Raw genomic sequence first — 22,813 nt, 5'->3', positions numbered from 1 at the left:
TGCACAATGAATGGCCATCGTAATTCCAACCAAATACCGATACCTAAAGTGTGGTGGGTTAGGGTTGCTTCCCTTTTACACATAGATCGCCAGACGACCTTAGAACATCATTCAAACCGTGTTAGGCAAAGGCTCTGGCGACAGGGTGTAGTTGATAACTAATAACGGCGTTGTTGATCAAATCAGCTTGAAGATCAACGACACCATATGTAGCTAGCCGTTAGCTTCTAACGGGCATACCTAGTCCTATGACTTTGTTAATCGCTTTGACATTCGCCATGATTTCGCCCACTTGAGCGTTGTAACATCTCAAGCTCAATTTATCGCTTGTTAGTCCTTTATATCGGGACATAGCAGTCTCAGATATTGAACGATAGTGATAACCAGACTCTGTTTTCCATTCCGATATTGTTCCATCTCTCAGAGCCATTACCGCTTTGTTTCTGGGATGACCGTCTTCCCAAAGAGCTGCATTCTTTCGAGGCGGTATTAACGGAGTACAGCCTTTATTTTTCAGAGTCTCGTGGCAATTTTTTGTGTCATATGCTCCATCGGCGGATACGGCAGCGACCTTTCTACGTAGTGGGTTGAGTAACGTCGGTAACACTTCACTATCGCCTACATTTACAAGACTGACTTCCGCACTAATCGCTTCGTGAGTATCCACATCCACAGCTAAGTGCAGTTTGCGCCATGTCCTACGTTTTTCTGTACCATGCTTTTTCACTTTCCACGCCCCTCACCAAAGACTTTGAGGCCAGTAGAATCAATGGCTATATGGCGAATAGCCCCTCTCGATTTATTGCGATATTTGACCTGAACTGTCTTCGAGCGTTTACTGATACAGGTGTAGTCAGGGGACGTTAGTGGAACATCTAATAGCTCAAAGATAGAGTCGATAAAGCCTTGAAGAGCACGTAAAGGAAGAGAGAAGATGCCCTTAATCATCAAGGCGGTTTCAATCGCTGTATCAGAGTACTGAAAGCCTCTCCCACGCTTACCATGATGAGTTTTGCATCGCCATGCATCTACGGCTGAATCATCTATCCAGAATGTGACCGAACCACGTTTACAAAGAGCCTTATTGTACGCCGTCCAGTTAGTTATCTTCTTGTTTGCTTTACCCATATCACCACCATTCCAATCGTTTCAAATGATCAGATCACAGGACTTGGAAAAGGTTCAACTAATTTAGGCAACAACGCCACTAATAACTAATAGCGAATAGTTAGCTGCAGTTTATCTTCTAAGCTTAACAATGAGATTATGCTCTCAGTTTGGTATTGGTGTTCTGCTTTCACTAGTTTTTGCCTTGTAACAATATAGCGTTGTAGTCTACACATAGCCTCGAAGAGCATTTTTATGTGACGCTATTTCCTAAATAATGCTTTATAAGGTATTGCTTATGATTTATCCATTTGCTTGATTGTGGTTATTATTTATTATGATCAATCAGTTGTTTAAGCTGAGCAACTGAGTGAGGGTGTAAAAATCATCTTCTGTATATAAACGTTTGTATCAATGGAAATCATTATGAAAAAATGGCTCTAGCAGCTGCGTTAACAGTTAGCTTCTCAGGTGCTGCAACTGGTATAGCTACAGCAGTAGCAGTTGCTTCTAACGAAAGCGGCGCAACAACTACTCGATAACTTTTGAGCAGGCGTTTAAAGCCATTTTATGTGAAAACATAAAGTGGTTTTTATATCTAATTGATTCATTTTTATATAGGACAGCTGCAACAAGGGTACTAAGAAGCAGAGCTTGCCATGCTTATTCAACCAACAAAAACTTCTCGATGAGAGAGAGCCACGGCCTGCGTAACGAATGGCTATCGTAACTCAATCCAAATCACTGATACCTAACGTTTGGCAAATTAAGGTTGCTTCTCCTTAACACATAGAATGCCAGACCGACCTCCGTACATCACTAAACCAGTATTAAGCAAAAGTGCGGGCAACTGCGTTCAATTTCTCTCCACTCATCTTTTTACCCCTTTCTGACGCAATCCTGACGTTTTTTTGAATCGTTGTGGTGCGTTTACTAATTATACATTTACTTGATAGCGGTTATTACCTATCATGTTGTTCAATTAGTTGTTTAATCAGAGTAATTCCTTTTTAGGCTATCTATCATTGATTAGGTGGTCTTAGTTGGATATTGAAAGCAACGCAGTAATCTTTTTGTGTTGATTCCTTGTGAGTACCATTTTTGTAGTGTCATACGAAAAAATTATGCTAACTGCTCACTTGTAATAGCTTAAGCAAGCTACTCTCAAGTTCTTTGTGCTTGTTAAACAACATTGATAAATCTGGCGAAATTCAAAAGTACAGTATTGAGTTGCTTCTAGCTTCTAGCTTGAGCATGCAATATTGTTCAATTGTGTCAGTAGCTTTGGTACGGAATGGCGTGTATGAGTGTCTGCTTTTGGGGCTTTCATACAAAAACTGATTAGACTATCGCTTAGATTTGCTAGGAAAATCAGCCTCAGTTCAGTTTGAAATATGGAAGATATAATTATATGAAAATGCAGTGGTTAGCTAGGGTTTCTCCTTTGTTGTTGCTATCAGCAACAGCTGTTGGAGCTGAAAATTTATACGTGGGCGCTAAAGTTGGTAATGTAACGGCCGATAACTTTGCACCATTAGTCGAAAGCCGCACGGCTATTGATGACTCAGACACATCTTACGGTCTGTTTGTTGGTTATCATATCGTAGATACACTGGCCATCGAAGGTGGTTATAACTACCTTGGCGAGTATGATCTTAAAGACATTGCAGGTGGCAGCTACGAAGCAAGCAGCTTTGATGTGGTTCTTAAAGCCTCTGGAAATGTAACGGACAGCTTAGCGTTATACGCAAAAGGTGGCATCGCCATTTATGACTGGAAAGCAAACGGTCCAGGTGTTGAGTCTGACGATTCTGGTGTGACTCCAACGATTGCTTTTGGTACTGAATACTCGATTACATCAGCGATGAAGGTTGGTATTGAATACCAGCTATATCAAGATATTGGTGGTGTCGATATCGACTCGTTTAATGTTGCCTTGTCTCATAGCTTTTAATCATTTGTAGGGATAAATTGTGAAATATAAAATTTTAGCGTTATCAGTCGTTGGTGCAATCCTTGGTGGTTGTGGCAGTGACAACAACAACAGCGTGCCACCTGAGCAAGCGTACCGCAATATTATGGCATTCGACCCTGCAGTTATGGGTATGAAAGGCACATTCAGCTGTGACGATGGTACAAAGGGTTCTCTTGAAGAAACAAACTATTACGGTGTTTCTGAAGTTACTGAACTTACTGTTCTGAACTACCCTGAAACTTGTTCATTTGCTTACAACGCAACAGCAGGTGCAGTGGACGTTTCTAACGGTAAAGATATGAGCAAGGTAAGCTACAAGTTCCCTAAAGGCTTAGCGAACTACGATGACCTTGTTACATCTTCTCCAATCTCTACTTTGATCGAGAAAGAGCTAGATGGCCAGCCATATACTGAAGCTACAGGTGTTCAAGTGCTTACAGACCTTGGCTTAGATGGCTTGCTAAACAATGGTGTTACTTCAGTAGCTGACTTCCTGCGTCGTACACAAGAAATTATTGAAGACCTTCCAGCAAAAGATGCTAGCTTAGTGTCAGCGACAGCTGCGGTACTATCAGACGTACTTGTAGTAAGCCCGAATGCATCAGCAACAGAGTTGTCTGACGCAGCGGTTGCAATCACTGAAAAAGTTCTTATAAGCTACCCTGATTACCCTACAGCGCCGGTTGGTGGTGAGATTTATCTAGATCTGACTGAAGACCCAACGTTAATTGAAGATGCAGTGAAAGACCCTAATAATGTAGATACTCTTCCACCGCCAAAAGATTCAGAACCTGTACCAGACCCAGATGATGGTACTAACCCACCAACTGGTGGTACTGGTGGTACTGGTGGTACTGGTGGTACTGGTGGTACTGGCGGCGGCGGTAACGGCGGTGGTACTGGCGGCTAATTTAAGCATCATTAATAAAAGGCACCACTCGGTGCCTTTTTTGCATGCTATTAATATCGAGCACTGTCACCATTAAACTCTGTCGCTATTAAACATAGTCACTTTCAAGCACTGTTACTAATAAACACGGCCACTATCTAACATAGTCACTGTCACATACGGTTAAAACCTATTGTATCCCAATGAAAATACTCAGTTATTCTAAAAACGCATCTTTCATAGCATCTCTTAGCGCATTAGCGATCGCTTCCAATGCTTACGCCGTCGATAACTTGATGTCGTCTCAAAGTTATACCGGCGCAATCATTGTGCCCAATGCTCAAGTGATGGACACTGGCGACATCTCTTACCTCTATGGTCAAGGCGTACCATATAGAGGGAAAACCAGTGAGCTAGATAACATATTATTCAGCGTTGGTTTATTCGATGGTTTTGAAGCGGCGGGTCGAATTGTCACAAAAACGTACGATTGCCACCTTTATCCAAATGTACCGAACTACAATCCTAATTGTGGTAACGGTATTCGTGATTTGTCGGCATCGTTTAAATACCAACTTCCTTTCGTTAAAGATTGGACAGGATTCGATTTAGCCATAGGTGTTCAAGACTTTGGTGGCGCGGCCAGCAACTTTGAAACCTACTATGCAGTAGCCGATTTTGAGCCTGACTTTGTCCCTGCAAGGTTTAGTGCCGGTTATGGTAAATCAGAAGTGAGCCATGGCGTTCTGAACGGGCCTTTTGCCAGCTTAGAATATCAGCCGTTGGATTTTGTTCAGCTTATTGCAGAGCACGACTCTCACCAATTTAACGCTGGCCTTAAGGTGTTTACACCTGAACACTACCTGCCACTGGATACGCAATTATCTTTTCAATACCAATTTTATACCAGTGGTAATGCCGATATCGATATTTGGTCGGTAGCTGCATCGACTCCTTTAATGGGCTTCTCTGAGTCTCGCCGAGTGAATGAGTTAACCCTAGAAGATAAGATCGCAGTAGAACAAGCACATCATAAATTTGCCGGTATGGTTCAACTTAAAAAAGCACTGGTTGATGAAGGCTTTCTTAACGTTAGAATTTCGGCTGATGATATTGGTTTAAACGTAGCACTGGAAAACCGACGTTATAACCGTAACCAAGTCGATGGTGTTGGTGTTGCCTTGGGTATTATCTCTTCCTATGTCGGAGAAGGTATGCTTCAAGACCTCGGGGTTAAAAACTACCAACAACAAAACATTCGCCTGTTTAACTTGGTGAATGACATTCCGATGATGGAAGTGATCACGAGCGCACCATGTTACCGTGAATTTGTAAAAACGGGTGAACCTTGCAAAACCCTTCTTGTTCGCACCTCAGATGTGAAAAAGAGTTATGCAAAAGCAAACTTTGATAAAGAGGTGGCGCGTTCAGGCTTTGGCCGTACGCAGGTGATTGTTTCTCCAGCTTTGTATCACAATACTGCGACAGAATACGGTGTATTTGACTACTCTTTAGCACTTGCCACTAACTTATATACGCCTCTTTGGAAGGGCGCCGCGTTGGATGTTCGACACGTAATGCCACTGGCAGAGAGTGACGACTTTGAAGAGGGCGAAATTTGGGGTGATAATGCCTTTGAAAATGAAGTCGATAGGTTTCTTTTCCACCAAGCATTCCAACTGCCTTACAACCTCACCACTCAATTCTCATTCGGACAAGTTTACGGAAACTTTTTGGGCTTTTTGAATGAAACGCAGTATGCGAGCAATAGTGGTCGTCACATTCTAGGAGCTGAATACGCCAACTTTTCTGCTCAAGATAAGTATGACTCAAGAGGGAAAGCTATCTTAGATGCGACACCTATGATTGGTCACTACACCTATTCAAGACCGGACTGGAACTGGCAAGGTAAAGTGCAAGCAGGTCAATTTTGGAAAGGCGATGAAGGGGTACGTGTGACAACCAGCCACTGGTTGGGTGATGTAAGAGTTGATGCGTCATACCAGACCACAAAAGCAGTAGGCAGCAGTGAAGCCGAAGATTTTGTGACGCTTTCTATCGCGATTCCGCTGACACTATGGCGTGATATGAGCCCTGACTACGTTCAATTACGTGGTATCGACCAGTTTGTATACGCGCTTCAAACCCGTGTTGGTGAAAGTCGCAACAGTTTAGGTGAAGGCTCAGGTGTTGATACAGGCTTACAACACAATATTGAAAGGCAGTACTTCAACCGTAACCGTATCGGCGCAAGTTACTACTATGAAAACCGACAGCGCTTACGCAACGCTTACCTAAAATACTTAGAAGCAGTAAAATAATTTAGCGTAACATCTAAAACTAAGAGCCAGCACCTCATGTGTTGGCTCTTTTTTTGCTCTTGTTCTTGCTCTTGCTCTTTAGCTCTTCGCATCTCGTTTACCCGTATCCCGTATCTGCTCCTAAACCATTCAACTAGGTTGATAATAAACACAAATTGTGGATAATGTTTACGGATTAAAATGACCGGATGCAGGCATCGTTTTTGCTGCGTTTGGTATCAACTACGCAGTGTGGTGTCGCGGACGATCAAAGGGCGGTAGCATCTTGATTTTTCGATGCCAAATGAGAGCTAGATCTTATTATTTCTCCACTTCAGCTCTATTTAAAACTGCATAGCTGATAAAATTACGCGCTTAACTTCCTTGGGTGTCCTTTTGGGTATCACAACACATTCCATCTCTATTACTTGGTTAACATGAAGATCAATAAAAATCGTCTCCTTTTCGCGCTTATACCTGCATTGCTTGTAGGGTGTACGACTCCAGGTACTCACCTGTCTACCGGTGGTAAGAATGTGATTCAGCCTTCTGAGGAACAGCAAGAGTCTGATATCTCTGATGTGGTTAACCTTTACCCGTTGACAGCTCAATCAGTATCGATGTACCGAAATGAATCTTTAGCGGTTTCACAAGCTAACCCGAAGTTAGATGTTGATATTGCAAAATATGAATACCAAGTAGGTATCGGTGATATCTTAAACGTTACCATTTGGGACCATCCTGAATTGACGATTCCTGCGGGTTCTTATCGTAGTGCTGAAGAGGCAGGTAATTGGGTTCGTTCAAACGGCACTATCTTCTACCCATATATTGGTAGCGTTGATGTTTTAGATAAGACTGTGGATGAGATTCGTACTGATATCACGATGCGTCTGTCTAAATATATAGAAAGCCCTCAAGTTGATGTTAACGTAGCGGGTTTTCGTTCTCAGAAAACTTATGTTACCGGTGAAGTTGAGCAACCAGGTCAACAAGCGATTACTAATATCCCTTTAACGTTATTGGATGCAATAAACCGTTCTGAGGGATTGTCGGAAGATGCGGATTGGCGCAATGTTTCTTTAACTCGTAATGGTGTGCAAGAGTATGTTTCTTTATATGCGTTAATGCAGAAAGGCGATTTGACTCAAAATAGGTTACTGCAAGCCGGTGATATTGTTCATGTACCACGCAATGATGCTCAAAAAGTATTTGTGATGGGTGAGGTCAATGAGCCTCAACTATTAAAAATTGATCGTGCAGGGATGAGTCTCACTGAAGCACTAAGTAGCGTCGGAGGAATTAACCAGCTATCAGCCGATGCTACCGGTGTGTTTGTGATTCGCACTTCTGATGATAAGTCAGAACGCATGGCCGATATTTACCAACTCAATATGGAAGATGCATCAGCATTGGTGATTGGTACCGAATTTGATTTGAAATCTTATGATATTGTTTATGTGACGGCAGCACCTATTAGCCGTTGGAACCGTGTGATTGGCCAACTTGTGCCTACCATTTCTGGCTTTAACGAGCTGACTGAAGGTATGTTACGCGTCCGTAATTGGTAACAAGTGAAGATTAATAATCAGGTTACATTTAGCGTGTAACCTGATTTTTTATATTTAGACGTTAATTATATTTATCAGTTCATTATGGTTGAAAACAAAGTATGTTTAATAAAATTCTAGTGGTCTGCGTGGGCAATATTTGTCGTTCCCCGACGGGAGAGCGCGTTCTTAAAAAGTTGCTTCCAAACAAAGAAGTGGCCTCTGCTGGTATTGCGGCCGAAAAAAGTCGTTTAATTGGTAAGCCCGCAGATGAGACGGCGATTTTAATCGCCGCAGAAAATGGGGTCGATGTTGAAAATCATCAGTCTCAGCAAGTCACGCCACAGCTTTGTGCTCAGTATGATTTGATATTGGTGATGGAGAAGGGCCATATGGAGGCGCTCACTCAAATCTCACCGGAAGCGCGTGGTAAAACCATGCTGTTTGGTCAGTGGATTGGTCAAAAAGATATTCCCGATCCGCACCGTCAAAGCCGTGAAGCGTTTGAATATGCTTATAAGCTGATTGACGAAGCGGCACAAGCTTGGGCAAAAAAACTATAATTGATATCTAAAGTCGAATCGCTAAGTTATATACACAACCGTCAATGAATCACACAGAGATAAGGACACGTAAACAGTATGTCACTTCTCTTTAAAGTACTAGTTTAGGAAGTAGTAACCTGATGACAACACAACCATCTCAGCAACCGTCTTCAAATAGTCCTGATGTAATAGATTTAGGTAAATTGCTTGGTATCCTGCTGGATGCTAAGTGGTTAATAATGCTCACCACATTTGCCTTTACAATGTTTGGTATTGCATTTGCTTTATCTTCAACTCCGATATACAAGGCCGATGCCCTGATTCAAATTGAAGAGAAGAGTTCTGGCGGCATTTCATCGATGGTCGGTGATATGGGAGATGCGTTCTCTCAGAAGTCCTCTGTGACAACGGAGATAGAGATCATCAAATCTCGTATGATCTTGGGCGAAACAGTAGATAAACTCAATTTGACCACTGTTACATCACCTATCTACATGCCTTATATAGGTAAACGTCTTGCGCGTTTAAAAGGCGTAAACAACTATATAAAAGTCAGCCGCTTTGTTACTCCTCTGCATGCAATAGGCCCCCATAAAATTCAAATTTTAGATGCAGAACAAGGTACTTATCAACTGGTGCGCAACGATAAGCGCATTATCTTAACTGGTAAAGTGGGTGAGCTAGCAACCGCTGGTGATTACAGCATATTCGTTACCGACTTTGAATCGAGGAATGGTTTTGAGTTTGCTATAGGTAAACGCAGTCGACTTGCCGCAATTGGATGGTTAAAGAGCTCATTAGTTCTGTCTGAACAAGGTAGGCAAACTGGCATTCTTAATATGAGTTTTACAGGTGAAAACAAGCAACAAATATCTGAAATCCTTAATCATATTAGCCAGACTTATTTTTTGCAAAATGTTCAACGAAATTCAGCGGAAGCAGAGAAGAGTCTCACTTTTTTGAGAAGCCACCTTCCTGGGATTAAGTCAGAATTGACGGGGTATGAAGACATACTGAATCAATATCGACAAAAGAATGAGTCCATTGACTTGGGCTTAGAAGCACAATCAACTTTAAAGGTAATGGTAGAGCTTGAGGCTCAATTGAATGAACTGACATTTAAAGAGAGTGAAATCAGCCAGCGCTTTACTAAAGATCACCCTGCATACAAAGCCCTACTTGATAAACGTAAAACGCTATTGGGTGAGAAAGATCGCCTGAATAAGCAAGTGCAAAAACTACCAAAAACACAGCGTGAAGTACTGCGTATGACGCGTGATGTTGAAGTCAATCAACAAATCTATATTCAACTTTTAAACAAGGTTCAAGAGTTAAGTATTATTAAAGCAGGTACTGTCGGTAACGTTCGTATATTAGACGAAGCTCAAGCTTATGCTGGTGCTGTTAAACCGAAGAAGTCGTTTATTGTTATATTTGCGACGCTATTGGGTGGATTGCTAAGTGTAGCGTTTGTTATCTTGAATTCGGCGTTCCGCCGTGGTGTTGAAAGCCCAGACCAAATTGAACAAATTGGCCTTCCGGTTTATGCTGCGGTACCAAAATCTGATTTACAGATTGAGCTAACCAACCGCTTTAAATCGAAGAAAAAACTAACTAATGGTTCCGAAGCTCTGCTTGCTGAATCTAACCCTGCGGATCTTTCGGTTGAAGCACTACGTGGCCTTCGTACCAGTTTGCACTTTGCGATGTTAGAAGCTAAAAACAATGTGTTGATGATTTCAGGCCCTGCGCCGGGCATCGGTAAATCATTCATCTCGACCAACTTCGCCGCAGTAGCTGCAAAAACAGGTCAAAAAGTATTGTTGATTGATGCCGATATGCGTAAAGGCTACCTACAACAAAGCTTTGGTTTAAAATGGGATAACGGCCTTTCTGATGTATTGAGTAGCAAGAAAGAGTTCACTCAGTCAGTGAAGTTAACTTCAGTGGACAACCTCGACATTATTACTCGCGGTCAAGTACCACCTAATCCATCTGAGCTGCTAATGCACCCGCGCTTTGCTGAGTTAATGGAATGGGCATCACAAGAGTATGACTTGGTGATTGTAGATACCCCACCCGTACTTGCGGTAACCGACCCGAGCATTGTTGGCACCTTCGCTGGCACTACATTAATGGTCGCGCGTTATGGTCAAAATACCATTAAAGAGATCGAAGTTGCTCGTAACCGTTTCGAACAATCAGGTATCGAAGTGAAAGGTGTTATCTTCAATGCTATCGAGAAGAAAGCTTCAAGCTCATACGGCTACGGTTACTACAACTACGCATATTCGAGCGATAAGAAATAAAGAGCAGTAACGGGAACGAAAAGCTAAGAGCTGTATCGTTATTCGTGTAATCCGGTTTCGAAAAGTACGGGGTGTGGTCACTACCCCCCGTCATTCCAGAACGGAGGGACGAAGTATCAGGAATCCGCTCTTTAGCCCTTAGAATCTCGTTACTCACATCCCGGATCTGCTCTTCAAGCTATTATCTTCAAACCGAACGTGCCTTATTCTCGCTCCAATCTTTATGCCTCTTAACATTCTCACCTAACATCAAGAACTGCTCTTGCAGTGCAGCCATCAAACCCAACAACGCCTTACGTTGAGCAGCGTGAAGTTATCTTCTGGTTGCAGACCTGTATTACAGCCGCCGACCAAACAAACCCCAACATTGCCTAGTTGTGTCCTTTCACATCTACACCGGTTTGCGCCAGCGGCCTACCCAATTGGACATCCCCATTACGACGAACAACAAAGTGATGCCCGACATTGCGTCGGCCTTTCTTTTTATGCCATCGACTAATCTCGGCTACGTCTACATCTTGCTTTGGCGGCGTGGCGCTGCAATACACAGTAATAAAAGAGTATGGCGGGTAATGAAGTAAGCGGAGTAAAACCGAAACCAGACTAAAGAGTAGGATGATGAAGGTAAACAAGGCTCGAACGAAGGGCTTCGCTCTTGTGAGCTGGGCTCTTTCATCAGAATTAGCCTGTTCTTGTGAGCAACCCCGGTCGCGTGAACCAACAGGCTCTTGCAAACCAGGCGCTTCTAACGGCTGGTGTGGAATTCGATAAGTTGCTGGTGGAATGCTTGAAAAACAAATCCTCGTGTTGTTGTAACCAAGTGATTAAAGACGTTGATAACGAATCTTTTAAATTGCGATGTAATGTGTTGTTTCAAGCTGGATGCAACGCCTTTTGTATAACCTAGGTGGTGACTGACATAGCGTAAATACATCACGCAATAACCGAGTGGTTGGCTGAGACGTGCTCGGCTGATTATCCAACAAAGGCCCTCATAGCTGGAATCTTCAAAGAACATATTTTCGAAACGAGCATATTTCAAGTCGGGCTCTTCGAAATGCTTGTCGTCATAAGTCTTGTCTTTATAATCGCTAAGTTTCAGTGCTAGTGTCGCTATATTGGGCGTCACGCAGCAATGGTTGGTGTGACTGAGTTAGGGAGTTAACAAGACACTCGATGCTCGCCATTCCAGGTTGGCACGCTGAAAGAAACAGAAAGAATATCGACTTAATTACGCACCTTATTGCTGTATAGGGAGGACAATTTACTTCAACATTTTTGATTGGGGGTGCCGGTAATGACGCCAAAACGGAGCAATACAGGAAAGTGAGAGGTGCTTCGAAAAGTCATCTCTGATAAGGTTTGCTATTGTATATTCATTCGAGGCAATTCAATAGATATCTTTTGTTACAACTTATCTCATAGGCCTTTCGCCCCAAAGTTCCAAAAGTGTTGTTAATGCCTTTTATTCGAACGAATGACCAATTAATAGGGAGTGTTATTCATATGTGTTTTCCTTCCCTAAATTACTTAGAGCAATACTGCGAAGTGTCGGTAAGAACCGTTAAGTAGCTCAAAAAAAAACAAGGGGTTGTGAAGCGGATAAGGCAGTTTGATAATTCAGGGCGTCAGCGCAGCAGTATATATCAGCTGCGGTTACCCAGCGACAGCCACATTCAGCAGGTCGCTCTAGACAAAGCAGAACATACACAGAAGACAGACCATGCAGAGAAAATAGACCATGCAGAGAAAATAGATTAATCATACATCCACTAGGGCGACTCAAGATCCAGCACGGAGAGTGATCACCAGGCATACATAATCTTTGATAAAAAACAAAAAAACAGACATTCTTTGTAAAACAGTTATCGACTCCTAAAGCCAACAACTCCAACCCCATGATTCAACAGGATGAAGCCGTTATTTATCTGATCACCAAAGAGGGCGGCGCGCCAATTTATCATGAGTTCACCACAATTTTAGAGCGCACCTACCCAAAGTGAGATGTGCAGCAATAACTGTATGCCATGCTAGCTATAGGTTTCGTAAAAATCATACAGGCTGCTAAGACCATGTAACCCAAACCTGTCTCTCAGGCCCTAGCGGACTACAAGACCAAAAGCACCACCAACCCGTTAGAAGCGTATATCAAGGCCTTAGTACAATCCAAATCGCTGAACACGGATTCTAAGCAGTGATAAGTCAGACTAGTAGTAGGGCTAAGCCAATAGTAAAACTAGCCAGAAGAGTAAGTACAGCGAACAAATGTGAAGAGATAAAAATAGAATGAGGGAGAGGGCAACATGGACGAGACCAGCTTAGAAAAACTGACAACGAAAGAAAAGTTAGCTATTTTACAAAAAAAGATAGAGTGGATAGAAGGACACATAGGTGATTTCTTAGCCTTGTTGGTAAACCACTACCCATAAGGGCTAACACGCACTGAAACTAAAGAACTCTTAGTGGTAAACAACAACTAACGCTTCGTATCGTGGTACCACTACAGCGATGTCTTCGCTAGATAAACGCTTTGTCAGACGCTTGTTAGAGTATGGTGAATTTCAAACTGGTCAATATGCACTTACTTTGTTAGAATGCGCAGCAAATTAGAAACCGTATAAAAACCGTATAAAGTTGCCACTATGCCTTTAGGAGCCAGACCTAAGGGCGGTAGCGTACCCAAAGACTAATCTAAAGCTTAAAGCATTTGTTATGGTGCTTTTATGACCGGGTAAGATGATGAACCAGGGCAAGATCATGAAAAACCCATATGGAATAAGGGATGACGTGAAGTCATATTTTCACTAATTAGATACTGAAGTCACAATAACCTCAATACATCCAAGATCGATTTGATGATCAGATTTAGGTGTGATCATATACTGTTTTTTAACAGTAGATATTTAGCCTAATGAACGGATTAAGCCTTTTGGACCATATTTCAGTTATTCGAGACCCTCGCCAAGCTTGGAAAATAGAGCACACGCTAACCGACATTATCTTCTTAACAATTGCAGCAGTGATTGCTGGTGCTGAAGGTTGGGAGGATATTGAAGATTTTGGTGAAGATAACTTGGAATGGCTTAGACAGTATGGTGATTTCAAACAAGGCATACCAGTACACGATACCATTGCCCGAGTTATCAATCTTATTTCCGCCAAGCAACTGCAACGATGCTTTACTGCGTGGATGAAAGACTGTCATGAGGTGACTGAGGGTGAAGTGATTGCTATCGACGGCAAAACTCTCAGAGGCACATACAACAAAGACAAGCGTTGTGGTGCAATCCATATGGTTAGTGCGTTTAGTGCTGCAAATCAAGTTGTGTTAGGGCAGGTTAAAACAGCAGACAAAAGCAATGAAATCAAAGCGATCCCCGAACTGCTTGAAATGCTTTCCTTACAAGGTTGTTTAGTGACGATTGATGCTATGGGATGCCAGAAGGATATAGCTGAAAAGATAGTCGGCCAAGATGCAGATTACCTCTTAGCGGTAAAAGGTAATCAAAAACGATTGGAGCAAGCGATTAGCCAAGTGTTTAATTCTAGTATGCTTAATAGTTTTGAAGGTGATAAATACGTCACTCAAGAGAAAGGACATGGTCGTACAGAAACGCGTTTGAGTATGGTTGTTCACAATACAGATTTCTTAGGCGATATAGCGCTTGATTGGGCGGGACTCTCCACCATTGGTATGGTCGTTTCAATTCGTCAAGAAGGTGATAAGCCAGCAGAAAGAATGCAAATCAAGCACTACATAAGCTCAGCAAAACTAACGGCTAAAGCTTTACTAGAGAGCACGCGAGCACATTGGAGCATTGAAAATCAGATGCACTGGCGATTAGACGTTGGTTTTAAAGAAGATGAATGTCGGATACGTCGAGAGCAAGCCGGTGAGAATTTAGCAGTTATAAGACATATAGCTTTAAATCTGCTGACGGAAGAAATCAGCTTCAAAGCAGGGATCAAAAGAAAGCAGAAAAAAGCGAACCGCAATAACGCTTACCTTTCGCAAGTCCTTGCAGGGCAAGGGGCTTCGTAATCTTGCCCTGTAGGTATGCCCGTTAGAAGCTAACGGCTAGCTACATATGGTGTCGTTGATCTTCAAGCTGATTTGATCAACAACGCCCCTTTCAGTTATTCGATATCCTCATTAAGGTTTAAAATATATCACACGCTAACTGATATTGTTTTCTTAATTATTTTAGCAGTGATTACTGGGTTTGAAGGTTGGGAGGGTATTGAAGGTTTTGGTGAGGGTAACTGGGATTAGCTTAGCCAATATAGTTATTTCAAGCAATACATAGCAATGCACAATATTATTGTCCGAGTTATAGGGCTACTTATTGATAATAAAGTTATATAATGTGCAATTGAGGATACATATTAAGGTGGCAGTTTGAGCCGTATTAGCAACGTAATTAAAAATGCAAAAGTAGGCCTTTTTTTCATGGTGATAACCTTTGCATTGGGAATGGCGTCTCGTAAGTTATTTTTAGATGAATTAGGCCCAGAGTTTATAGGCCTAACCACAACGCTATTGGGCATAATCGGCTTTTTGAGCCTTGCCGAAATGGGCTTGTCGGTTGCGGTGTCTTCAACACTGTACAAACCATTAGCAGAAAAAGATTACAAAACAGTAAACACCACCATAGATTTTTTAGGTAAAGCCTACAAGCTCATTGGTCTTAGTATGGTAGTGTTAGGCTCAATAGTTGCGCTGTTTATTCCATACTTTTTTCCAGAGCAAGAGATAGACCTTAGTGTTATCTACTTCGCTTATGTGGTGTTTATCCTATCTGTTGTACTTGAATACGTATTTAATTATCGTCAAATTATTCTAAGTGCAAATCAAAAAAGTTATGTAATTACATGTTGGAGAGATGGGCTAAATATTACAAAGATTATTTTGCAAATTGGTGCGCTATACGTTGGTTTAGGCGAATTTGCTTGGTTGTCTATTGGTGTTTTTACTAGTTCTATTTCAATAATTTTTATTAATCGATATGTGAATAAACATTATGGTTGGCTTCAAAGCACAGGGAAAGGCTTAACTAGACTATATAAAGATTCTAGTGAAATCGTCACTAAGACTAAGCAGCTAGTCTTACACAAGACAGGTGATTTTGTTTTTAGATCCAGCGATTCTATTTTAATCTATAAATTTTCAGAATTGTCTACTGTAGCCATGATAGGGAATGCAACTATATTAAGTGGTGCAATAAAGATGCTACAGTCTGCCGCTACATCAGGTTTGACAGCAAGTGTTGGTAACTTTGTTTCGAATAGATCAAGGGAGGATTCATTTGAATTATATCGTGTTGTAAGATATTTGTACTTCACTATTGCTGTATTTGTGTTTTTTATGTTTGGTCGATTTGTGAATGATGTGATATTTATTTGGCTTGGATCCAATTATATATTGCCTCAAGAGTTTGTTTTTATAATATCTTTAAATCTTTATTTTATGATCTCTAGAGGTGCAAATGATACCTTTATTCAGGCATACGGACTTTTTTCTGATACTAAAGCACCTTTGTTCGAGGTCATTATCAACTTAATTGCATCGATTGCTTTTGGGCTATATTTTGGCCCAGTGGGTGTACTATTCGGGACAGCATTAAGCGTGTTTTTTATTGTAATAATATGGAAGTCATATTTTCTTTGCAAAAAGGCATTTTATCTACCATGGAGAAGTATAGCGTATTCGTTGATATCAGAATTGGTAGTCGTTTGTATTGTATATGCAACCTTAGTTGATTATGGTTTCTATGCGTTCGATAATAAAATTAAATGGGAAGAAGCCACATATTTTATTTTAAGTGGCACTTTTGCCTTTGTAGTGTTATTAATCGGGCATTCTAAAGTGAGGAATATCATGGTTACAAAAATAAAGCGATATAAAAAATGAAAAGTAACTGTACGTTATCAATAATAATACCTGCTTACAATGCACAGGCATCTATCGCTAGCACGATTAATTCGGTTTTAAATCAAAGTCACTCAACAATAGAAGTAATAATTATTAACGATGGTTCAACAGATGATACTTCATTGGTATGTAATGAATTAGCCGATAATGATCCACGTATTACCTATAAAGAAATTGCTAACTCAGGGCCTGCCCATGCTCGAAATGTAGGTATGGAATTAGCAACAGGAGAATACATAGGATTTGTTGATGCCGATGATACTGTAGAAAATGATTTTTACAGCGCTATGACTGCTGAAATCAACCAACATAAACCCGATGTAGTCATGTGTGGTTTCAATATACAAACAGCTAATTCTTCTACTCCTGTAATCTGTAATATTCCACCATATATTGCCCTAGACTCTAGCATGATCAAAGAGCATGTAATAAGTAAGTACTACAAAGGGAGTGGCGATGGTGTAGAGAGCCTTTGGAATAAACTTTATCGACGTGATTTTCTCCAAGCTAACAATTTCGTTATCGATGAAACTAGAGTTCGTGCAGAAGACTATTGGTTCAATCTTTACGTTTACATGAAATGCGATAAGTTCATATTTATCGATAAAGCGATGTATAACTACCATGTAGAAACGACTGGAAGTGTGATGAAATCATATCGTCCAGGCCAGTTTGAGTTATTCTTAGAAACTAGAGATAAGCTCTTAGAACTCAACATTAATCATTTCAACTTCCATAATATTGAAGATAAGCTTAATTTTAACTTAGTTTACGCCTCCCTTGAGTATGTAAACTTAATGCTTACCCAAAAGAAGTTTGATGATTTTGAAACATTAGTCTTAAGTGCCGAATTCCAGAGTGAAGTTATACTTTCGTCTATCCCAAATATACCAAACTATTACAGGCTAATACTGCAGGCACTACGTGTAAAACCAAGGATATTCGCCCTGATTTTAGCACGCTTTCTATCTAAAATGAGAAACATTATCTAATATGAAAATCTCAATAATTATCGGTTGTTACAATGTGGCTAATTTCCTTAGGGAGAAGAAGTTAAGTTGTATACTAAACCAAACCTATGCGAACTTTGAAGTTCTGTTAGTTAATGATGGCTCCACAGACGAGACACTGTCAATTTGTAGAGAGTTGGCAGATAGTGACTCACGTATCAAAGTATTTTCTAAAGAAAACGGTGGGTTAGGTAGTGCTCGAAACATGGGCCTAGATAGTGCTTCCGGTGACTATATTTGGTTTTATGATGTAGATGACGAAGTTGAATTAAACTTGCTAGAGGTTTGCGTTAGCAAACTGCAAGAAAATAATGGAACCCAAATGCTAATGTTTGGCTTCAATGTAATCTCTGTTACATCTAAACGTAAGGATACCGTTAAGTTTGATTATAAAAAATACAAAACTAATGAAGATATAAAGCAAAGCTACTTAGACTTATTTGTAAATGTGCCTCATGGAAATGGATTTAATTGGAATAAAATGTACAGTAGATATTTTATTGAGGAGCATGGCTTTAGATTTGGTGATAACCGTATTCAGCAAGATGAAGTGTTCAATGTTCAATTTTATCCAATTTTGGATAATTTTTTAGTGTTACAGGATGTATTAGTTAATTATTTTGTTTACGCCTCTGGTAATGCACGTTCTAGGTATATATCAAATAGATTAGAGATATTTTCAAACGTAAATTCAAAGCTTAATTCATTCAACGATAATTGGCTCAAGTCAGATTTTTATAGTAGGAAGGTTGCCTCTAATTATTTTCATTCATTTTTATATTGTATTAGATTCAATCTTCCTCACCCCGACAAACCAATGACCTATCAAGAGCGACTCGAATGGCTAAGAAAGTCAATTGATGAATTTGATGTTGTACAAAGAATCGAGCCGGCATTATTAACCTGTATTGAAGACAAGGTATGGGCTGTTCTTATAAAAAGAAATAATCCAAAATTAATGATTAGCTATAGGTGGTTAATGAGCCTTCTAAGAAAGCTTAAATCAATTTTATTAAAATGGCCAAAATTTATGGATTCGAAATGATTGAGTGTATTGTTCACGAAAAATATTATGCTTATCACCTGTGGCAATTGTTATCTGGATTTACTATTTTAAGAGACAACCATATAGTAAAAATTAAGACCATAAAATCTACTACTAACTTACCTAAGTTAATGGTTCGAATAGATATAAACGGGCTTCGAGTGATTTTTGATCTAAATGATGGTTATGATGACTTTAATGAGGCGCAAGTTGATTATAAGAGTTATTACTCGGAACTGTTATCTAGCCATGATTTTATAGTTAAGCGAAGCTACTCTGAGCTCTTCAATGACAGTATAGCAGGTTCAGAAAGGATTATACCCCTTGGTTTTTATCATAAGTCTACCGTTAATGGCTGTTTTACTCATAAATGGAACTCAAGCCTCGATATTAAAACAAATATTGATACTCAACTAAGAAGAATTCCACTCTCCAAATTGGAAAAGTCTTTTAAGTCTTTGCATCACTCTACGTTTGAGTGCACCCCAAAGATTAGTGATAATCCAACAGTATTATTTCTAACAAGATTGTGGGAGCCCAACCTCCGGCATTCAAGATCAGAGCTTAAGTATGTTACTGACAAAATGAATGAAGAGCGACACGTTATTAACCAATATAGAGTTAACTTGGTGCGAGAATGTCGAGCTGAGTTTGGAGATAGAGCTGTAGCGGGCTTAAGTAATGATGCATTTACACAGAAAAATTTCCCTGACTTAATATCTCCAAGTTCACTCACAAACAAGTTTAACTACCTGGATAAAGTGAAAAGTAGTGAAATATGTTTATCCAACATGGGGTTACATCAATCTAACGGTGGAAAACTATCCGAATATGTAGCGGCATCTAGGGCGATAGTTAGTGAAAAGTTGCATTACAAGCCAACTGGTTCTTTTCGTAAAAATAGTAACTATTTAGAGTTTAGTACCATTGATGAATGTATTGATAATATTAGGTTTTTGATGGGTAACCCAGAGGCTAGATATAAAATGATGCTTGAAAACTTCAGGTATTATCATGACTATGCCAGACCTGACAAGCTTGCTATAAATGCAATTTTTTCTGTATTAGGTTTAAAATAATGATTAACAAAATTATCCATTACTGTTGGTTCGGCCCTAATGATAAACCCAAATCTGTCCAAAAGTATATTCAGGTTTGGCGAGAGAAACTCCCAGATTATGAAATTAAAGAATGGAATGAATCTAATTTCGATATAGAGTGCTGTGCTTATGTTAAACAGGCCTACGCTGCTAAAAAGTTTGCCTTCGTAGCTGACTATGCACGCTTAAAAGCTCTGTATGAGTACGGTGGTGTGTATCTTGATACAGATGTAGAAGTTGTAAATGACTTTGATAAATTACTTGCCGAGTGCGAAGAGTCGGATGTGATTTTAGGTTTTGAAGAGAAGAATTGGGTGTGCACCAGCACAATCGTTGCAAATTCAGGTTCAGAGTTTATAAAAGCCTTCTTAGATTCATACCATACTAAAACCTTCAGTACCGGCATCAAAATTGACACAACTACCAACGTAAATATGCTAACAAATTGGTTAAAAGAGCTAGGACTAAACCAAGATGGTTCTTTGCAATCAATAAATTACAAAACCACCTTAATAACAGTTCTCCCCCAAGAATATTTATCGCCATTGGATTATATCCATCGGATTGATAACCGTACAGAAAATACGTTAACTGTACACCACTATGATATTACATGGGGCAAGAAAAAAGAGCTGTTTATACGGTATATCAAACTTGCGATAGTACACCTGTTTGGTAAACATTTTGCTTTAAAATTTTGGTCATGGTTCAGATGAAAACAATACTAATTAGCAGCTTTGATATGGAAATTGGTGGAGTAGAGCGCAGCCTTGCTAGCATGCTTGCTAACTTTGACTATGGTAACCATAAAGTTGACTTACATCTGCACAGCCATACAGGTCCGTTAATGGATTTAATCGACGGTCGAGTTAATTTACTACCAGAAATTAATGCCTGTAAGACCTTCAGAAAAGGCATTAAAGACACACTACTCTCAGGTTACCCTTTGTTGGCAGCAAAACGTTTGTTCTCACGCGTTAGAGCCGATCAGTTTGCTAAAGCGACAGGCAGTAAAGATGCTGGATATTTTCAGGTTCAAACCATTTGGGATGGTTGCGTAAATAGTGTTCCTAGCATAGATAATGAGTACGATGTTGCAATTAGTTACCTTTGGCCGCATCACTTTACCGCTTTTAATGTTAAAGCCAAAACCAAGATAGCTTGGATCCATACCGACTACTCAACTATCGATATTGATGTTGATGCCGACTTGAAAATTTGGCGGCAGTTCGATTGTATAGTCAGTATCTCAGATGCTTGTACGGCCGCTTTTTTAACAACACACCCAAGCCTAAAAAATAAAGTAATAGTTGTCGAAAATTTAACTTCGCCAGAATATGTACGAAAAATGGCAAACGAGCCAATTGCTCAAACTTTAAGTGAGGGCTTTAACCTTCTGAGTGTTGGACGCTTATGTGACCCAAAAGCGTTTGATAGAGCTGTAGATGTGTTAGCAGTGCTTCATTATCGGGGATATGCGAACATTAATTGGTACATTGTCGGTGAAGGTGGTGATAGGGGATTAATTGAAGAAAAAATCAAGCAACATGCCCTTAAAAATAGTTTTATACTGCTTGGTAGCACTACCAACCCTTACCCATATATGCATGCGGCAGATATTTATATGCAGCCATCCCGTTATGAGGGTAAAGCCGTAACAGTAGGCGAGGCATTAATCCTTGCTAAGCCAGTAATCATCACCAACTACCCAACAGCGAGTAGCCAGATTGAAGATGGCCTTAACGGAATTATCTGTGGGCAATCAGTAAACGAAATTGCTGATAGTATCGAAGCCCTTTATAAAAACCAAAACCAGAGGCAACAGCTTTCTGCATATAACAAGAATGCTAACCATTCAAATGCAGACGAGCTGTATAAGCTGTATAAGGTCTTATAATGATTCCATATTTCTTTTTGCTATTTATCGTTTTAAGTAGTTACGGGGCAGCAAAATATCTGCAATACACGAATAGGCAAGGTAGTGTAATTTTTACTTCGTTAGCACTGCTGTTGTTGACCGTTTTTGCTGCTATGCGTGCAACTCATGTTGGAACCGACTCTCATGCTTATATTGGTTTCTTTTACTCTGCGCTAGGTAGGAATTTGGAGTTAACACTATTATCGGAACCGTTATTTAGCCTGTATTACTACTTAAGCAGACTCCTATCAATAATGCTTGATACTGAACATCAGTTATTCTTTCTAGGGATATCTTTTACTGTTTGTTATTTATACCTAAACTCAATTGAAAAACTATCCGAATATAAAGTACAGTCGTTACTGCTATTTATTCTTTTAGGCTTCTATACATTCCATTTTAATGGTGCCAGACAAGCCATTGCCATTGCATTGTTTTTATTTTCTTACAGGTATATTATTTCAGGTGAAGTTGGTAAATATTTCATTCTTATTTTTATTGGTTTTTTAATCCATAAATCTATCCTAGTTATGTTGCCATTCTACTACTTTTTTAGAGTTGGGCTTACTGCAAAAACGGTTTGCTTGATTGTGTTAGCTACAGTGTTTTCGGCACTATCCATGCAAGTAATAGTGGATTTAGCAGCAAGCTATGATGCTAGTTATTCATCTTATGCGGATTCCAAATTTTCTGGTAGTGGTTTAGTTACAACGCTGTTTTTCAGTGCTCTTTTTGTTTGGCTATGGTTAAGTATGCGAATTAATGGCATCACATCTAAACTGTACGAAAATTCACTTCTGGCAATGCTAGTTTCTGTCTGTATTGGTTGGGTGTCTATTGCATTATCTCTAAATCCATCTGGTATTTTAAGATTAATTGTTTATTTTACCCAGTTCTCTATATTTGCCTTACCCATATCAGTTATGGCTTTTCCGACTGGCATACAACGTACAGTTGTTGCCATGGTTGTCTATAGTGTTTTATTTGCCTATTTTTATTTAGCCACATCTTCCTTTTCTGGGCTTAGCCCTTACCGTATGTCAATTGATTTACCTTGGTAGTTAATTTAAAGCATGTAATTTGTGATAGAGAATTACCCTTAATAAATTGTTGTTTATATGAATGCCAGTAGT

Annotated in this window: 15 protein-coding genes and 4 pseudogenes; 16 read left to right on the top strand and 3 right to left on the bottom strand. The window is 40.0% G+C overall.

Features of this window, described 5'->3' with window-relative positions:
- Positions 1-220: 220 nt before the first annotated feature.
- Positions 221-1,128: pseudogene (locus LMH68_RS07005) on the bottom strand (IS5 family transposase).
- 1,390 nt (positions 1,129-2,518) lie between these two features.
- Here LMH68_RS07005 and LMH68_RS07000 point away from each other — a divergent pair.
- From LMH68_RS07000 to LMH68_RS06975, 6 genes are all read left to right on the top strand, one after another.
- Complete coding sequence (locus LMH68_RS07000) at positions 2,519-3,061, top strand: outer membrane beta-barrel protein (protein WP_050652060.1); 543 nt, start codon at positions 2,519-2,521, stop codon at positions 3,059-3,061.
- Positions 3,062-3,080: 19 nt separating this feature from the next.
- On the top strand, positions 3,081-3,992 hold the full coding sequence (locus LMH68_RS06995) for a serine/threonine protein kinase (RefSeq protein ID WP_229648320.1): 912 nt from the start codon (positions 3,081-3,083) through the stop codon (positions 3,990-3,992).
- A 182-nt stretch (positions 3,993-4,174) separates the two neighbouring features.
- Positions 4,175-6,292 (top strand): YjbH domain-containing protein, encoded by a 2,118-nt coding sequence (locus LMH68_RS06990; RefSeq protein ID WP_229648321.1) that lies wholly within the window; start codon positions 4,175-4,177, stop codon positions 6,290-6,292.
- Between the two features lie 416 nt (positions 6,293-6,708).
- A complete protein-coding gene (locus tag LMH68_RS06985; protein WP_229648322.1) occupies positions 6,709-7,842 on the top strand; it encodes a polysaccharide export protein in 1,134 nt (377 codons plus the stop codon).
- A 101-nt stretch (positions 7,843-7,943) separates the two neighbouring features.
- Positions 7,944-8,384 carry a low molecular weight protein-tyrosine-phosphatase gene (locus LMH68_RS06980; RefSeq protein WP_229648323.1) on the top strand — a complete coding sequence of 147 codons (441 nt, stop codon included), beginning with the start codon at positions 7,944-7,946 and terminating at the stop codon, positions 8,382-8,384.
- A gap of 122 nt (positions 8,385-8,506) precedes the next feature.
- Positions 8,507-10,675 carry a polysaccharide biosynthesis tyrosine autokinase gene (locus LMH68_RS06975; RefSeq protein ID WP_229648324.1) on the top strand — a complete coding sequence of 723 codons (2,169 nt, stop codon included), beginning with the start codon at positions 8,507-8,509 and terminating at the stop codon, positions 10,673-10,675.
- 187 nt (positions 10,676-10,862) lie between these two features.
- Here LMH68_RS06975 and LMH68_RS06970 read toward each other — a convergent pair.
- Both LMH68_RS06970 and LMH68_RS06965 read right to left on the bottom strand, forming a co-directional pair.
- Positions 10,863-11,409: pseudogene (locus LMH68_RS06970) on the bottom strand (N-acetylmuramoyl-L-alanine amidase).
- Between the two features lie 11 nt (positions 11,410-11,420).
- A pseudogene (locus LMH68_RS06965) lies at positions 11,421-11,907 on the bottom strand (hypothetical protein).
- A gap of 274 nt (positions 11,908-12,181) precedes the next feature.
- Between LMH68_RS06965 and LMH68_RS06960 the strand changes: the two are divergent.
- The 10 genes and pseudogenes from LMH68_RS06960 to LMH68_RS06915 all read left to right on the top strand — a co-directional run.
- Positions 12,182-12,675: pseudogene (locus LMH68_RS06960) on the top strand (helix-turn-helix domain-containing protein); the annotation flags it as partial.
- 303 nt (positions 12,676-12,978) lie between these two features.
- A complete protein-coding gene (locus tag LMH68_RS06955) occupies positions 12,979-13,104 on the top strand; it encodes a hypothetical protein (protein WP_267869032.1) in 126 nt (41 codons plus the stop codon).
- A gap of 482 nt (positions 13,105-13,586) precedes the next feature.
- Complete coding sequence (locus tag LMH68_RS06950) at positions 13,587-14,717, top strand: ISAs1 family transposase (protein WP_120459716.1); 1,131 nt, start codon at positions 13,587-13,589, stop codon at positions 14,715-14,717.
- A gap of 357 nt (positions 14,718-15,074) precedes the next feature.
- Positions 15,075-16,586, top strand: a complete 1,512-nt coding sequence (locus LMH68_RS06945) for a lipopolysaccharide biosynthesis protein (RefSeq protein WP_413755682.1) — start codon at positions 15,075-15,077, stop codon at positions 16,584-16,586.
- Positions 16,583-17,599: a glycosyltransferase family 2 protein gene (locus tag LMH68_RS06940; protein WP_229648377.1), complete on the top strand. Its 1,017-nt coding sequence runs from the start codon at positions 16,583-16,585 to the stop codon at positions 17,597-17,599. Before LMH68_RS06945 ends, LMH68_RS06940 begins: the two co-directional genes overlap by 4 nt.
- 1 nt (position 17,600) lies before the next feature.
- Positions 17,601-18,662 carry a glycosyltransferase family 2 protein gene (locus LMH68_RS06935; protein ID WP_229648378.1) on the top strand — a complete coding sequence of 354 codons (1,062 nt, stop codon included), beginning with the start codon at positions 17,601-17,603 and terminating at the stop codon, positions 18,660-18,662.
- The gene (locus tag LMH68_RS06930; RefSeq protein ID WP_229648379.1) at positions 18,659-19,741 is read left to right on the top strand and encodes a hypothetical protein; all 1,083 of its coding nucleotides are present in this window, start codon (positions 18,659-18,661) and stop codon (positions 19,739-19,741) included. Before LMH68_RS06935 ends, LMH68_RS06930 begins: the two co-directional genes overlap by 4 nt.
- Complete coding sequence (locus LMH68_RS06925; protein WP_229648380.1) at positions 19,741-20,478, top strand: glycosyltransferase family 32 protein; 738 nt, start codon at positions 19,741-19,743, stop codon at positions 20,476-20,478. The genes LMH68_RS06930 and LMH68_RS06925 overlap by 1 nt, the downstream gene beginning before the upstream one ends.
- Positions 20,475-21,659 (top strand): glycosyltransferase, encoded by a 1,185-nt coding sequence (locus LMH68_RS06920; protein ID WP_229648381.1) that lies wholly within the window; start codon positions 20,475-20,477, stop codon positions 21,657-21,659. Before LMH68_RS06925 ends, LMH68_RS06920 begins: the two co-directional genes overlap by 4 nt.
- Positions 21,659-22,741 (top strand): EpsG family protein, encoded by a 1,083-nt coding sequence (locus LMH68_RS06915; RefSeq protein ID WP_229648382.1) that lies wholly within the window; start codon positions 21,659-21,661, stop codon positions 22,739-22,741. The genes LMH68_RS06920 and LMH68_RS06915 overlap by 1 nt, the downstream gene beginning before the upstream one ends.
- The last annotated feature ends 72 nt before the right edge of the window (positions 22,742-22,813 follow it).

This window comes from Vibrio sp. F13 (assembly GCF_020806305.2).
GTDB classification, from domain to species: Bacteria; Pseudomonadota; Gammaproteobacteria; order Enterobacterales; family Vibrionaceae; genus Vibrio; species Vibrio crassostreae_C.
This window is presented reverse-complemented; position numbering and strand designations above follow the sequence as displayed.

Bases quoted from the DNA above. Each gene is read 5' to 3' on its own strand.
- LMH68_RS07000 (WP_050652060.1), top strand. From the start codon at position 2,519: ATGAAAATGCAGTGGTTAGCTAGGGTTTCTCCTTTGTTGTTGCTATCA.
- LMH68_RS06990 (WP_229648321.1), top strand. From the start codon at position 4,175: ATGAAAATACTCAGTTATTCTAAAAACGCATCTTTCATAGCATCTCTT.
- LMH68_RS06985 (WP_229648322.1), top strand. From the start codon at position 6,709: ATGAAGATCAATAAAAATCGTCTCCTTTTCGCGCTTATACCTGCATTG.
- LMH68_RS06980 (WP_229648323.1), top strand. From the start codon at position 7,944: ATGTTTAATAAAATTCTAGTGGTCTGCGTGGGCAATATTTGTCGTTCC.
- LMH68_RS06975 (WP_229648324.1), top strand. From the start codon at position 8,507: ATGACAACACAACCATCTCAGCAACCGTCTTCAAATAGTCCTGATGTA.
- LMH68_RS06955 (WP_267869032.1), top strand. From the start codon at position 12,979: ATGGACGAGACCAGCTTAGAAAAACTGACAACGAAAGAAAAGTTAGCT.
- LMH68_RS06950 (WP_120459716.1), top strand. From the start codon at position 13,587: ATGAACGGATTAAGCCTTTTGGACCATATTTCAGTTATTCGAGACCCT.
- LMH68_RS06940 (WP_229648377.1), top strand. From the start codon at position 16,583: ATGAAAAGTAACTGTACGTTATCAATAATAATACCTGCTTACAATGCA.
- LMH68_RS06935 (WP_229648378.1), top strand. From the start codon at position 17,601: ATGAAAATCTCAATAATTATCGGTTGTTACAATGTGGCTAATTTCCTT.
- LMH68_RS06930 (WP_229648379.1), top strand. From the start codon at position 18,659: ATGATTGAGTGTATTGTTCACGAAAAATATTATGCTTATCACCTGTGG.
- LMH68_RS06925 (WP_229648380.1), top strand. From the start codon at position 19,741: ATGATTAACAAAATTATCCATTACTGTTGGTTCGGCCCTAATGATAAA.
- LMH68_RS06920 (WP_229648381.1), top strand. From the start codon at position 20,475: ATGAAAACAATACTAATTAGCAGCTTTGATATGGAAATTGGTGGAGTA.
- LMH68_RS06915 (WP_229648382.1), top strand. From the start codon at position 21,659: ATGATTCCATATTTCTTTTTGCTATTTATCGTTTTAAGTAGTTACGGG.